The 12,806-nt window shown below is 43.4% G+C and carries 14 protein-coding genes and 1 riboswitch; of the genes, 9 read left to right on the plus strand and 5 right to left on the minus strand.

What is annotated here, in order from left to right:
* Positions 1–635 precede the first annotated feature (635 nt).
* Positions 636–1,160 (minus strand): DUF3087 family protein, encoded by a 525-nt coding sequence (locus tag AB6D93_RS07035; protein ID WP_065584102.1) that lies wholly within the window; start codon positions 1,158–1,160, stop codon positions 636–638.
* 256 nt (positions 1,161–1,416) lie between these two features.
* Here AB6D93_RS07035 and trmY point away from each other — a divergent pair, with 256 nt between their 5' ends.
* On the plus strand, positions 1,417–2,016 hold the full coding sequence (trmY, locus tag AB6D93_RS07040) for a tRNA (pseudouridine(54)-N(1))-methyltransferase TrmY (protein ID WP_017061702.1): 600 nt from the start codon (positions 1,417–1,419) through the stop codon (positions 2,014–2,016).
* A gap of 102 nt (positions 2,017–2,118) precedes the next feature.
* Here the strand turns inward: trmY and AB6D93_RS07045 are convergent, their stop codons facing one another.
* Complete coding sequence (locus tag AB6D93_RS07045; protein ID WP_102332190.1) at positions 2,119–3,219, minus strand: permease; 1,101 nt, start codon at positions 3,217–3,219, stop codon at positions 2,119–2,121.
* Between the two features lie 233 nt (positions 3,220–3,452).
* Here AB6D93_RS07045 and AB6D93_RS07050 point away from each other — a divergent pair, with 233 nt between their 5' ends.
* Both AB6D93_RS07050 and sigZ read left to right on the plus strand, forming a co-directional pair.
* Positions 3,453–3,749, plus strand: coding sequence for a helix-turn-helix transcriptional regulator (locus AB6D93_RS07050; protein ID WP_004733042.1), 297 nt, complete (start codon positions 3,453–3,455; stop codon positions 3,747–3,749).
* Positions 3,733–4,317, plus strand: coding sequence for an RNA polymerase sigma factor SigZ (sigZ, locus tag AB6D93_RS07055; RefSeq protein ID WP_017061700.1), 585 nt, complete (start codon positions 3,733–3,735; stop codon positions 4,315–4,317). Before AB6D93_RS07050 ends, sigZ begins: the two co-directional genes overlap by 17 nt.
* Before the next feature lie 120 nt (positions 4,318–4,437).
* On the opposite strand, the gene AB6D93_RS07060 is transcribed toward sigZ, so the two are convergent.
* On the minus strand, positions 4,438–5,052 hold the full coding sequence (locus AB6D93_RS07060; protein ID WP_017065874.1) for a YitT family protein: 615 nt from the start codon (positions 5,050–5,052) through the stop codon (positions 4,438–4,440).
* A 396-nt stretch (positions 5,053–5,448) separates the two neighbouring features.
* On the opposite strand from AB6D93_RS07060, the gene AB6D93_RS07065 reads away from it, so the two are divergent.
* From AB6D93_RS07065 to AB6D93_RS07080, 4 genes are all read left to right on the plus strand, one after another.
* Positions 5,449–5,676, plus strand: a complete 228-nt coding sequence (locus tag AB6D93_RS07065) for a hypothetical protein (RefSeq protein ID WP_083190214.1) — start codon at positions 5,449–5,451, stop codon at positions 5,674–5,676.
* A 15-nt stretch (positions 5,677–5,691) separates the two neighbouring features.
* Positions 5,692–6,903 carry an MFS transporter gene (locus AB6D93_RS07070; RefSeq protein WP_102332191.1) on the plus strand — a complete coding sequence of 404 codons (1,212 nt, stop codon included), beginning with the start codon at positions 5,692–5,694 and terminating at the stop codon, positions 6,901–6,903.
* A 221-nt stretch (positions 6,904–7,124) separates the two neighbouring features.
* Positions 7,125–7,850 carry a sulfite exporter TauE/SafE family protein gene (locus AB6D93_RS07075; RefSeq protein ID WP_170962367.1) on the plus strand — a complete coding sequence of 242 codons (726 nt, stop codon included), beginning with the start codon at positions 7,125–7,127 and terminating at the stop codon, positions 7,848–7,850.
* 78 nt (positions 7,851–7,928) lie between these two features.
* Positions 7,929–8,291, plus strand: coding sequence for an MmcQ/YjbR family DNA-binding protein (locus AB6D93_RS07080; RefSeq protein ID WP_017065872.1), 363 nt, complete (start codon positions 7,929–7,931; stop codon positions 8,289–8,291).
* 53 nt (positions 8,292–8,344) lie between these two features.
* On the opposite strand, the gene AB6D93_RS07085 is transcribed toward AB6D93_RS07080, so the two are convergent.
* The gene (locus AB6D93_RS07085) at positions 8,345–9,091 is read right to left on the minus strand and encodes a phosphatase PAP2 family protein (RefSeq protein ID WP_102332192.1); all 747 of its coding nucleotides are present in this window, start codon (positions 9,089–9,091) and stop codon (positions 8,345–8,347) included.
* Positions 9,092–9,477: 386 nt separating this feature from the next.
* Positions 9,478–9,628, plus strand: a riboswitch (FMN riboswitch).
* Between the two features lie 188 nt (positions 9,629–9,816).
* On the opposite strand from AB6D93_RS07085, the gene ribB reads away from it, so the two are divergent.
* A complete protein-coding gene (gene ribB / locus AB6D93_RS07090; protein ID WP_004733029.1) occupies positions 9,817–10,473 on the plus strand; it encodes a 3,4-dihydroxy-2-butanone-4-phosphate synthase in 657 nt (218 codons plus the stop codon).
* Positions 10,474–10,857: 384 nt separating this feature from the next.
* Positions 10,858–11,706, plus strand: coding sequence for a hypothetical protein (locus AB6D93_RS07095; RefSeq protein ID WP_102332193.1), 849 nt, complete (start codon positions 10,858–10,860; stop codon positions 11,704–11,706).
* Between the two features lie 106 nt (positions 11,707–11,812).
* Here the strand turns inward: AB6D93_RS07095 and AB6D93_RS07100 are convergent, their stop codons facing one another.
* Positions 11,813–12,733 carry a LysR family transcriptional regulator gene (locus AB6D93_RS07100; protein ID WP_102332194.1) on the minus strand — a complete coding sequence of 307 codons (921 nt, stop codon included), beginning with the start codon at positions 12,731–12,733 and terminating at the stop codon, positions 11,813–11,815.
* Positions 12,734–12,806: the final 73 nt, after the last annotated feature.

Below are 12,806 nucleotides of genomic sequence, written 5' to 3' on the forward strand. Positions count from 1 at the left end.
TGTTAGGCCTGCCGCCAGCGTTCAATCTGAGCCATGATCAAACTCTTCAATTTAAAGTTTTGATTACCTAAATTAATAGGTGTGACTCAACGAATACTGACTTCAAAACTAATATTTATCGAAGTAAACATGTAATTCTAAAGCTATTACCCCTCTCTTCTTAAATAAATAGGAACAGAATGGTAATGAATTGACTGTGCCAAGTCCTAAGACTTGATTGGTCACTCTGTTCATTGAAATCAATTTGTTACCGAAGTAACTGCCATTCCTGAGAATGACGTTTTGATATTCATCAACGAGTGCCCACACAGATTGATAGGTTTAAATTGTTAAAGAGCTTTGCTTGTCGAAACTTTCTTTTTACAAAGAAACCCTTGAAAGCGGACGTGAATTCTAGCGATTTAATCTTAAGTGTCAAACACTTTTTAAAATTAATTTCTTTCGAACTTTCCGTCTTACTGATTACCGCTGAAGCCTTATGGCATCTGCCGTGTCAGTGAGGCGGCATTATAGAGATCATCGAAAACATGGCAACCCCTTTTTTGATAAAAATTCAAAAAACTTGCTTAAGTGGCTACTTTTACGTCAAAAGGCTCTTTCGTAGCTCAAAGCTCATACAATAATGGGTGTATTACTTAAAACTTTGCGATTAGATCTTTCGAAAAAGCCTCTATATCTAGCTCAATGCTCCATTTCTCACTCACTTCTAGGATGTTATCTAGCGATTGCTGAACTGTTTTTATCGTCAATGTGTTGTTGTCTAGGTCGTATACCTGTTTTTGCGTGGTGTAATAGAAATAAAGGATGGTCAGCGCGTCTCGGTCGCCTTGCTCAGCTTTGGGTTGAATACGCTTGAGCTTACGATAGATTTGATTATGGATTTGTTTAAGGTTCCATACATAAAGCGCTTCTTTGAAGTAATCATGCCCTTTCACACGGCTCGCGATAAATGCATTCAATGCGACTGATAAGATCACACCTAATACGTTCAAGTGGAAATTACCTGTCGATTCGCCTGCGATTGATTGCCCTGAACCGAATAGCTCGATCAGTATGGTTCCGAATACAATGGCGAACACTGCGAGTGACCCAACCAACGAAACCAACAGCAGGTTCATCTTCTTTCTATATTCTTCTTTATTGATCTTCTGTAACTTCATCGACTACTTCCTTATGTAAGTCACCTAATAATTTGCGCATACTATCTACGTAAACATTGGGTCGCTTCAACCCTTACCATCTTGTAATGTGGTCATTCTCTATTTAATACGCAGAGTTCTTCTGGTTGGCGCTATACGCAACTCTATTTGACTTCATTAATAGAAAAGAGTTACATACCGCCACAATTTTGGTTATTCATCAATTCATGTTGATAAAGCCCGTTTCGCTTTATCACATACTGACAAGGTACATTCCATGCGTTCATTTGTATTACGCGCTCGCGCAGCCCCTACAGAGAGCAAACTTATCTTAGAAGGTGTTGGGCAAGATGCTCATACTGAGATTCTGGCTCATACTCTGATGAACACGATCTTCGTTGCTCAATCTCACCGTGAGAATGTCACCGTACACCTTGTATTAGAAAGTACTAAAGACTTTTCACGTACGATCACTTTCGATTCAAATGAGATCACCAACATTGGTGGCTTTCATGAATCGGCATTGTTATCAGCGGTAGTAAGAGCGGTTGATGCTTCTCAAGGTATGACCAAAGAGCAGACTCGTCAGGTTGAACCGGGAATCGTCGTTCGCACTATGAGCTTTGAAAAACTAGTCAAAGAACTGGCTGAAGACCACCAGCTATACATGATGGATAAGAAAGGTGACTTTATCCGTGATGCAGAGATTGCTGAAAACCCATGTTTCCTTCTTACTGATCACATCCCTATGCCGAAGAAAAGCTACAACAGCTTAAAGCGCTTAGGGACAGAAAAAATCAGCTTAGGCCCGAACATGCTGTTTGCTTCTCAGTGTGTTGTGTTGATCAATAATGAGCTGGATATTCGCGGTTTCTAGCCTCCGGACTGATAAGCTAAACAAAAAAGAGCTCAACTATGTGAGCTCTTTTTTATTATCTATCTCTTTGTATCAATGGTGTTATCTCGAAATCAGACCTGATTAACCAAAGATGAAGCTGTATAGGAAGCCTGCACCCATCGCCATGCTTAGGATAACGAATAGGAATGCTGTAATCATTTGGTTATTGAAGATTGATTTAAGCAGGATAACTTCCGTCAAACTTGCACCTGCACTACCAATGATCAATGCCATTACTGAACCCAACGCCATACCTTTCTGTACTAGAGCTGCACTTAATGGGATTACCGCTTCAGCACGAATGTACAGTGGAATACCAATCACGGCAGCTACTGGAATCGCATACCACATACCTTCACCAGCGTACTGTGCAATTAGGTCTGTAGGAATGAAGCCGTAGATGAATGAACCAATCGCGATACCCATCATTAGGTAAGGGAAAACTTGTTTGAAGTCTTTCCAAGTTGAGAACCAAATTCTCATCCAACGACTAGGTTCTTTCTTCTCTACGATTTCAGCTGTTGCGCTTCCATCCGCTGAACAGCATGAAACCGTTACTTGTGGCTCTTCTTTTTTAGAATCGCAGCAAGATGTCTCTTTTGCCATTACTGGTGCAGGTTCGCCACATGCACTTGTACCACATGAAGATTCCGCTTTAACCGGTGCTGCTTTCTTAGGATCAGAATCACCACAGCTAGTGCCACAGCTTGAAGCTGAACCTGTTGATTCATACGCTTCAGGTTTTACGTAACGCTCAAAGCCAAGCTTCTCAAGTGCGTAACCAGCCACTACAGACACCGTCATTGCTACAAGGAAGTAGAACACAGCAACTTGCCAACCGAAGGTAATCACAAACAAACCAATGATCACTGGGTTCAATAGTGGGCTACCAAATAGGAACACCATCATTGGACCGAAACCCGCTCTTGCACGCAGCAATCCTTTTAAGAAAGGAATGGTCGAACATGAACAGAAAGGTGTAATTGCACCCAGTAGTGCTGCTACTACATAACCCTTACCATTACGTGAGCTCAGGATAGATTGAATCTGTTCTGGTGTAAGGAACTCTTGAAGAATCCCAACAATGTAGCTGATCGCTAAGAAAAAGATAATTAGCTCTACTGCTAAGAAAGCGAACATATCAAGTGCGTCTTTCAGCATTGTTAACATTTCATTGCTCATAATTAACTCCAAACTGGATTGAAGGTCGGGCTCTATGAGAAAAGTAACCAATCCTTAATTTCGAATATTCTCGAATTATAGAAATAAACAGCTCCAGAACAAGCATTATTTCGATAAAAATCGAAATTATTTTCGAAAACACAGTTTTTCAATAGCTTACATAGACACCGTTTTTAAATTTGAATTCGACATACATTTCGACTAACATCGAAATTAAATCTTGAGGAGTTAATATGAACTTAGAAGTCGTTGCGAAAGCACTTAAAGAGTTGGGGCACCCTATTCGCCTAACCATTTATAAGAGTGTCGTTAAAGCTGGCTACCAAGGCATTGCAGTTGGCGGCCTACAAGAAGAGCTAGGCATTCCCGGTTCTACCTTGTCTCACCACATATCAAGCTTGGCGTCTGCGGGCCTAATCAGCCAAAGACGAGAAGGAAGAACTCTATTCTGCGTGGCGGAGTATGAGTGCCTAGAAGGTGTGATTGATTTCTTACAAGACGAATGTTGCGTAAATGAACAGTGCAACTAATGCACCTTTGAAGCTCGAACAAGTCTGGGCCGAGTATCAGCAAGCATTAAAGTCATTCCTGCATTCAAAGGTCAACAACTCTGCGGATGTAGACGACTTGCTTCAAGATATCTTGATTAAGACTTATCAGAACTTAGATAAGGTACAAGATGCTAGCAGTGTTAAGGCTTGGCTGTTCCAGTTAGCCAACAACACCATTATCGACTTCTACCGTAAGCATGCACGCCAACAACGTGATAGCCAAATTGATGCTGAAGATCTGTGGTTTACCGATTTAGACCACGACTCTGAATTTAAGCAGAAACTTTCATTGTGTATTGAACCTTTTATTCAGGCATTGCCAGAACAAAGTTCATCGCTACTGCTTGCGGTCGACATCAAAGGCCAAAGCCAAAAAGAGATCGCAGAAGCGCAGAACGTCAGCTATTCAACGGTTAAATCCCGCGTGCAAAAAAGCCGTGCTGATCTTAAGAACCTGTTTGAAGAGTGTTGTAACTTGTCCCTTGATCAACAAGGCAATGTGATTGATTGCGAGCTTAAGCCGAACGCCAGCTGCGGCAAGTGTTAATCGTTACATCGAATCCGTTATTTCAATAGAACAAAGCCAGCAATTAATGCTGGCTTTGTTGTTTTCATAATCTGCAAATCACTCTTTACTTAAGCAAATCTAGAGCTTGAGCGAACCGAACTATGCTGCTTCCGCTTTTACCACAGGTTGATAGCGCCCCGGTTTATGATTCATTGCTAGAATCAAGTTGGTGACTATCGCACCAAGCACAGACAGAAGAACCAATGACACATCAACAATGAACAGAGAAAGCACAACAATCGTGCAGTCTAATGCCATCTGAACCTTACCTGCTCGAATTCCAAAACGTTCTTGTAAGAACAACGCCAGAATGTTGAAGCCACCTAAGCTCATCTTGTGACGGAAAATCACCAGCATGCCGGTACCAATCAAGCCACCACCAAGTAAAGCTGCATACAATGCATGAATTTCGGCAATTTGAATCACGTGATACAAGTGATCCACGGCGAACGAAACAATCGAAACCGCGATAAACGTATTGATTGTGAAGCGCCAGCCCATACGAGCAACCGACAAAATATAGAAAGGTAAGTTAAGTGCGAAGAATACTTGGCCAAAGCTCAAATCTGTTACTTTGGTAATGAAGATCGCTAGACCAGCCGTGCCCCCGGTGAGCAAACCGACTTGGTTGAAAAAGATAACGCCGAGTGAAACCAATGCGCTACCTAAGATCAGTGCCAGTAAGTTTTCGCGAAGATTATGATCTTTATCCATGTGAATGACTCTCCCTGAATCTTTTAACATCGCGTTTCAGTAGTCTTGAAACGATTTATGCCCAAATTTACGATGTTTGACAGATAAGTCGAGTGAACGAGCAATGTTGCTTAGTGATTAGTTTGTATATTAGTTTTTACAGCTTTGTGAAACTTTAAATTAAACAGCTAGTTATAAGCCTTAATTTAGACTTTCATTCTTAATTAGATACTTGTTTCTATTAACTAACGAGCTTCAAGTTTTCTTATTTATTGAGCGCGTTTTATACCAATTCCAATCAAGCGACAATCTATGCATAAAACGCATAGACTACATCACAAATGGTCATTTGATACATACCCGACTCATCACTATGATGCGCGACTTCTTACAACATTGAGCGCATGTCAACACCGTATGTTTTCACAATCTCTTTTTGCCCAACTTGCCAGAATGACGTTATTCCTCGTCATTAGTTTGGTTATTGTGCATCACAGTCAGCCATTGATTGATCTCTTGGCTCAGCATGCCGTAAGCAGTGGTTGCCACCAGCAGTCAGGGCATGATCATTCTGGGCACGAACATCACCATGAGATCACTGACCAACACATGTCAGCGCAAGATCACTCACATCACCACCATTAATTTAAGAGTATTAGAATGAGCATTTTCCGTTTTCCTTTACTGGTATGGCTAGGGATAGGCACACTTATTATCAGTCTAGGGATCAGACAATCATTCGGCATTTTCATGATGCCAATTTCAGAGCATTTCGGCACGGGTCGAGAGTTTTTCAGCTTCTCTATTGCTCTACAAAACTTATTGTTCGGTGTGTTCCAACCTTTTGTTGGTATGGCCGCTGACAAATGGGGAGCAAGACGCATCATTATTGCTGGCGCATGTGCTTACGGTTTGGGTTTACTTCTTACCTCAATTTCTACCGAATCGAGCATGCTTTACGTTTCGTTAGGCGCACTGGTTGGTCTTGGCTTGAGTGCGACAAGTTACGTGATCGTGCTTGGCGCAGTAGCGAAAGTTGTACCAGCAGAGCACGCGGCTAAGGCGTTTGGCTTAACCACGGCTGCAGGTTCATTTGGTATGTTCGCGGTAATTCCGGGCGCACAATACATGCTGAATGAATTTGACTGGCAGAGTGCGATGCAAGTGTTTGGCGTACTGTGTTGTTTGAAGATCTCTTTTGCGCTGTTCATGCGAGCGCCTAAAGCAGCCTCAAACAAACAAGCGCAAGCTGAAGAGAACCAAACACTCAAAGAAGCGTTGTCTGAAGCGTTTGCTCACAAAGGTTACTGGTTGATTCACGCGGGCTTCTTCGTGTGCGGTTTCCACGTAATGTTTATCGCAACGCACTTACCGAGCTATTTAGCAGATAAAGACCTACCCGCGAGCAGCGCTGCGATGGCACTGGCTTACGTTGGCATCTTCAACATCTTTGGGTCTTACTTCTGGGGTGTAATGGGCGACAAGTTCAGCAAACGCCACGTTATGTCTGCACTGTACTTAGTGCGTACTGTGGTTATCGGTGCGTTTGTGACTCTGCCTGTGACTGAATCAACCGCGGCTACCTTCGGTGCGGCCATTGGATTCTGTTGGTTGGGTACAGTTCCGCTAACGTCTGGCTTAGTTCGTCAGATCTTCGGTGCCCGTTACCTATCAACGTTGTACGGCTTGGTATTCTTTACTCACCAAGTGGGTAGCTTCTTAGGCGCTTGGGTGGGTGGTCGTATTTACGATTACTACGGTTCTTACGAGCCAATCTGGTGGTCAACGGTGGTGCTGGCATTTGCAGCAGCACTTATCCATTTACCAATCAATGACAAGCCCATTGAGCGACTGAAATTGGCAATGGCTTAACGTTTTATGCTGACTCCCCCACTAGCGTAAACAAGTCGTTCCAATAAAGCGAGTGAGTATTGAAAGGAAGCATCCTGAGATACTCACGCGCTTTTTTGTTGGTCGTTATAGTAGAAATTATAACTAGCGAAACTGGCATAAAGCTCACTGAATAATAAGACTATTATTTTAGTTTTCATTTATAGTATCCACCCGCTCCTTTAAAACTAATCCGCAGGCTTATGGAATACATAGATCAGACTGTCCTTATCGCAATGACACTCATTTTTGTCGGCTCGTTTGTGCAAACCGCAATCGGCTTTGGTTTGGCCATTGTTGCAGCCCCACTGCTGTTTTTGGTCTCTCCAGATTATGTGCCTGCGCCTATCTGTTTGATCGGTCTATTTATCTCGTTATTCAACGCTTTTAAACATAGAGCAAATATCTCTATTGGCGGATTAAAAATCGCATTGCTGGGCCGTATTCCTGGGTCACTGGCAGGTGGTGCTTTGTTGGTGATGGTTTCAACGAGCGTGTTATCACTATGGTTGGGCTTATTGGTAGTATTTGCCGTGATTGTTAGCCTACTGCCCTTTAGACTCGAACCAACCCCAACTAAGATGGGTATTGCGGGGTTCTTCTCTGGGTTCTTTGGCACCAGTTCTGGTATTGGTGGTCCACCGATGGCACTGCTACTCCAACACCAAGATGCCAATCAGCTTCGTGGTAACCTTTCTGCGTTTTTCGTGTTTAGTTCGATCATTTCGTTGGTTGTACAGATCCCAATTGGCTTCTTCACGCTACACCACTTGATCATCACTATACCTTTGCTGCCTGCTGCTTGGTTGGGTTACAAAGTGGCGTTAATGACGACACAAAGCATCCCTAAAGAGAAGATACGCATTGGTTCATTACTGCTATGTTCTCTCAGTGGCTTTACGGCAATCTGGCAGGGTTTAGCTGGCTAGTTATTGGCGATAAAGACAAGAAGAAGAAAGACATCTTAGAAAACCAACACAAACACCCAATAGATAAAAGGACGCTCTATGACTTACGACGAATTCAACGCATTCTGCGAGTCACTGCCTGCAACCAGTTATGTGATGCAGTGGAATAACTCGCACGTTTGGAAAGTGGGTGGCAAGGTGTTTGCGATTGGTGGTTGGGGACCGAAAGATGAGCCTGCGTTTATCTTCAAGGCGTCCGATCAGAATTTCGACTTTCTCAAAGAAGAGCCGGGCTATAAACCCGCACCCTACTTTGCTTCACGCGGTATGAAATGGATTCAGCTGTTTGAAAGCACGCCAGAAAGGGATGAGGAGCTGAGATACTATCTCATTGAGTCACACCGAATTGTGTCCTTAGGTTTAACCAAAAAGAAACAAGCAGAGCTAGGGCTCAATCAGTAGCGTTTATGACGTACTGCTAATCTAAGCCCTTCTTTTGCAGTGAGGAAGGCCCCCTAAGAAGTCTGTTTCAAAAATGCAGGTAAATAGCGTTCTATTTTTTGCTCTGAGATAAGCGGCACCAATAAATAGATCAAACCCGCAAAGGCAATAGATCCGGCTAAGTCCTCTGGTCGATGCATGCCAAGCCAAACACGGCTATAGGCGACACCACCAGCCCAAACCAGTAAACCGCCGACTAGATAAAAGCGTTTCGCCTCTAGGAGAAGACCACCAAAAAACGCCAAACACACACCGACAAAGATCATATGTCCAGATGGGAAAGAGTAGTCAGTTTCACCCAACCAGTGACGCGTTCGCCACTCGCTCACCTTATCTTGTACAGACTCAATCGCAGCATTCTTTTCAACCAATGGTAATTCGTAAAACACTTCCGGCATATCAACCACTTCCTGCGTCACCAAATACTCAGAATAAGGACGAGGGCTCTCAGTGGAATGCTTTAAGAAGGTTTTCGCTGCAAAGCTAAGCACCAACAACAAGCCGAGCTGCAGACAAAGACTGACTAACTTCGCTTTGGAAAACTTCATCGTGAACAATACTAAAGAAAAAATCGCTAGTGTTACCAGGAACCCTTGATTGCCCGCAGAGTAAGTCACAAACGTTATGAAGGCGCCATAGAAAGGCAAAACAGCACTTCCAAGGTCGAAGTCAGATCCAAAGATCAAAAAGGGTATGAGGGAATACAAACTTAGAACGAGCAGTAATAAGCCTTTGGATTTGTTAGAGAACAGAGAAGTCATGGCTAAGATCTTTTAGATAAAGTGGTCGGATGCTATCGCAGCTTAGCATCGTCAATATCAATTTTATGTCAAAACGGTCAGTCAGCCGTCATGGTGTAACAATATTCGATTAATGGACCTCTTGAGTATTGATTCGGTGAACAGCCACGCCAGCACCAATAATGTTCAACATCCATTTATGTTCATAGAGATAGCAAAAACCACTGAAACCAGACGAGACAAAGGCATCATCCCATTAATAGACTACCGGACGCGTTCTGCTGATAAAGTGAACACTTACCGGATTATAAGGCCAGAATCTTAAAAACTTTGCTGTCAGTCCTTTAAATCCACTATTGAAAGGATTACCATCTGGTCTGCTTTCAAAAGCAAAACAGATTATTAATTTTTATTCTCAGGGCGGGGCGAAATTCCCCACCGGCGGTATGTCCTTAGCAAAATCTAAAGATAAGCCCGCGAGCGCTCGATTCGTCGAGGTCAGCAGATCTGGTGAGATGCCAGAGCCGACGGTTATAGTCCGGATGAGAGAGAATGAAAACACACTCGTTTAAGTTGGAAAGGCGTACCCGCGTGAGTTGGGTTCGTACCTCCAACTTAGGCGGGTGCATTTCGTTTTGGATAAAACCATAATGAGCTAAAGTTGACTTGTAATGAGTAGGCTTTGTTGTGCTCGGTTGAGATCCCTCATACAGCCCTGATTCTGGTGATATTTTAGGAGTTTAACCATGAATCAGTCTTCACTACTTGCCGAATTTGGCGAACCAATCACTCGCGTTGAAAACGCACTGCAAGCTCTACGCGAAGGTCGTGGCGTACTTCTACTTGACGATGAAGATCGTGAGAACGAAGGCGACATCATCTACTCAGTAGAACACCTGACGAATGCTCAAATGGCGCTTATGATCCGCGAATGCAGCGGCATTGTGTGTCTGTGTCTAACTGACGAGCAAGCGAACCAACTTGAACTTCCACCTATGGTTGTTGATAACAACAGCGCAAACCAAACTGCGTTTACCGTCACTATCGAAGCGAAAGTTGGTGTAACAACAGGTGTTTCTGCCGCTGACCGTGTAACAACGATCAAGACAGCTGCAAATCCAACAGCTAAGCCTACTGACCTTGCTCGCCCTGGCCACGTATTCCCATTGCGTGCTCGTAAAGGTGGTGTACTTGCTCGTCGCGGCCACACAGAAGGTACAGTAGATCTTATGCAAATGGCTGGTCTTCAATCTGCCGGTGTACTTTGTGAAGTAACCAATCCGGATGGTACGATGGCAAAAGCGCCAGAGATCGTTGCTTTCGGTAAAATGCACAACATGCCAGTACTGACCATTGAAGATATGGTTATGTACCGCACTGAGTTCGACCTTAAGCTTGCATAACGTTTAGCCCTCAATGCTAAACACTTAGTCGTTAAGTCAACTACACTGCGAAGTGAACATTGAAAGGCCTCACTCTTACTGCTTTTAGAGTTAAAGCATATAGGGTGAGGCCTTTTTAATTTCCGTAGCTTGAAACGAGCCTGAAATGGATCGCCAAAGTGTCTCTACTTACCGAAACCTCCCCAACCTATCGTTAGAAAAGCGTAACCTCTCAAAAAATCCTGCAAAATATGAGAAACATTCACTCGAATGGTGAAGTCATGCACCATGATTGATCATCCATAATTTGAGAAAAATCATAAATCAATGAAATATAACACTTATTTATTTTGGCATGGTGTCTGCACTACCACTAAGTAGGTATACAAATATTAGGAGTTGAATATGTTTGTAGTTATTTCAGTGGGTTTATCCCTATTAGTACTTGCAGCCCTGTTTCATTTCTCAAGGAAGAGACAAACAGCGCTATCACACAGGTTTGAAACCTTAGTTCTGCTTAGAGAGTTATTGTTGTTATCACGCAAACACCGCGCGGCAACGCATTACGCTCTGGCGTATAAATTGTCTAGCGACTCGATTCGTAAAGTGAACGAGATTTACGACAACATACTTGAGGTATCTGAGCTGCTTCAATCCCATGTGTCGTTTGACAGCCGCCCTATGTATCGCATCTATCACCTCAAGCTCATCGCTATGCACAGCGACTGGCAAAACCGTAGCTTGGTGCGTAACCAATCGATTCATGGCAAAACAATTCGCCATAGCATGTTCTTGATGGATGAAGTAATGATCATCTGGCTAATTCAGTCTGAGCGTGAAGACATGAGCCGTGAGTACCACATGAATTGGCAACAGATCTTAGATTGCATGGAGATCCTGACCAAATTACGAATGTGTATCCCTGATATGGAGAAGCCTGAGGAGTATTTGAGATTCAAATTCTACGCCTCTCAGACACACAGAAAACTCAACCAGTTATCGATTATCTGCCCTCTTAGTAGTGGGTCACCGGTTTGTACGCGAGCGATGCATGCACTCTCAGAGATCGCATCAAGTAACGAAGCGACCCAACCGGCAGATAGCATGTACGAATTAACCAGTGATATCTCTAGCGTCGTGTCGCAAGTTTACGACCAAGTATTATCCGACATTACGAGAAGCTTGTATCAGCCTTTACCAGACATCAACGAAAAGGTGATAAATACCCGATTATCCGTACACCATTACATGTAAAGACTTCGTGAGAGGAGAGCGTGCTGGAACTCTGAATTATTGAGTTCAAATCCGATATCACCATTGATATCGGATTTTTGTATTTATGGGCTTTTAATTTTTGTCGCTATGTATCATTGCCTATGAAGTTTCTAACATCATTAGACCTGATATCGCTAGCCCAAGCTTGTGCCGCAAAATCAATAAACTGACGAACAACCGGAAGCTGATAGCTGCGAGACAGATACACCGCCCAAAGCACGCTGCTTGGCGAAACAAACTCATCTAATATTCGTATCAATTTGCCATTCGCAATCAGTGGGTTGGCTAAGTCACAGGGCAATCGAACAACCCCTTTACCATGCTGTGCAGCGCGGGTTAATACCCCAACATCATTAGCTTTGATAGTGCCAGACACCTCAACCGAAAAATGCTGATTATCCTTAACGAAATCCCACTTAGAAACACTCAAATGGCGAAAACAATTGTGCTGTCGAAGCTCGTCGACTGTTTTAGGTTGACCATGTTTGTCTAAATAAGCTTGCGATGCACACACCACCGAATCAATTTCCATTAGCTTACGAGCAATCAAGCTATCGTCAGGTTGGTCGGTATAACGCAGCGCAATATCGATTCTGTCATCCACCAGCTGAGCAAAACGGTCAGAAGCAAAAAGTTCTACCGTGATATTGGGGTGAAGCTCTGTGAACTGCTCAACCACATCCAACAACATGTGCTGAGTTAAACCAATCGGAGCAGCAATTCGAATCACACCTGAAAGAGCATCGGTTTGATTCAGTGCGGTCACTTCTAACTCCGCCGTTTCATGGAGTATTTTCTCGCAGCGCTGTAAGGCGATTCCCCCTGCAGCCGTCAAACTCACCTTACGAGTCGTTCTGTGCAACAACCGCTGTTTTAGCCACCCTTCTATCTCTCGAATATGACGTGAAACCTGCAACCGGCTCATATCTAAGTGCTCTGCTGCTTGAGTGAAACTGGCACAATTTGCGACTTCAACAAAGCTACGCATCGCCGTCAATCTATCCATCACACTTTCTCTTATCCATTGAACCAAGTCTATTAGATAACTATATAGATACAATCTACATCATTTTACGATA

It is taken from the genome of Vibrio sp. 10N.247.310.23, from assembly GCF_041467155.1.
Classification (GTDB): domain Bacteria; phylum Pseudomonadota; class Gammaproteobacteria; order Enterobacterales; family Vibrionaceae; genus Vibrio; species Vibrio crassostreae_C.

Excerpts from the sequence above, each read along its gene's own strand:
- AB6D93_RS07035 (WP_065584102.1), bottom strand. The coding sequence starts at position 1,160 with ATGAAGTTACAGAAGATCAATAAAGAAGAATATAGAAAGAAGATGAAC.
- trmY (WP_017061702.1), top strand. The coding sequence starts at position 1,417 with ATGCGTTCATTTGTATTACGCGCTCGCGCAGCCCCTACAGAGAGCAAA.
- AB6D93_RS07045 (WP_102332190.1), bottom strand. The coding sequence starts at position 3,219 with ATGAGCAATGAAATGTTAACAATGCTGAAAGACGCACTTGATATGTTC.
- AB6D93_RS07050 (WP_004733042.1), top strand. The coding sequence starts at position 3,453 with ATGAACTTAGAAGTCGTTGCGAAAGCACTTAAAGAGTTGGGGCACCCT.
- sigZ (WP_017061700.1), top strand. The coding sequence starts at position 3,733 with ATGAACAGTGCAACTAATGCACCTTTGAAGCTCGAACAAGTCTGGGCC.
- AB6D93_RS07060 (WP_017065874.1), bottom strand. The coding sequence starts at position 5,052 with ATGGATAAAGATCATAATCTTCGCGAAAACTTACTGGCACTGATCTTA.
- AB6D93_RS07065 (WP_083190214.1), top strand. The coding sequence starts at position 5,449 with ATGTTTTCACAATCTCTTTTTGCCCAACTTGCCAGAATGACGTTATTC.
- AB6D93_RS07070 (WP_102332191.1), top strand. The coding sequence starts at position 5,692 with ATGAGCATTTTCCGTTTTCCTTTACTGGTATGGCTAGGGATAGGCACA.
- AB6D93_RS07075 (WP_170962367.1), top strand. The coding sequence starts at position 7,125 with ATGGAATACATAGATCAGACTGTCCTTATCGCAATGACACTCATTTTT.
- AB6D93_RS07080 (WP_017065872.1), top strand. The coding sequence starts at position 7,929 with ATGACTTACGACGAATTCAACGCATTCTGCGAGTCACTGCCTGCAACC.
- AB6D93_RS07085 (WP_102332192.1), bottom strand. The coding sequence starts at position 9,091 with ATGACTTCTCTGTTCTCTAACAAATCCAAAGGCTTATTACTGCTCGTT.
- ribB (WP_004733029.1), top strand. The coding sequence starts at position 9,817 with ATGAATCAGTCTTCACTACTTGCCGAATTTGGCGAACCAATCACTCGC.
- AB6D93_RS07095 (WP_102332193.1), top strand. The coding sequence starts at position 10,858 with ATGTTTGTAGTTATTTCAGTGGGTTTATCCCTATTAGTACTTGCAGCC.
- AB6D93_RS07100 (WP_102332194.1), bottom strand. The coding sequence starts at position 12,733 with ATGGATAGATTGACGGCGATGCGTAGCTTTGTTGAAGTCGCAAATTGT.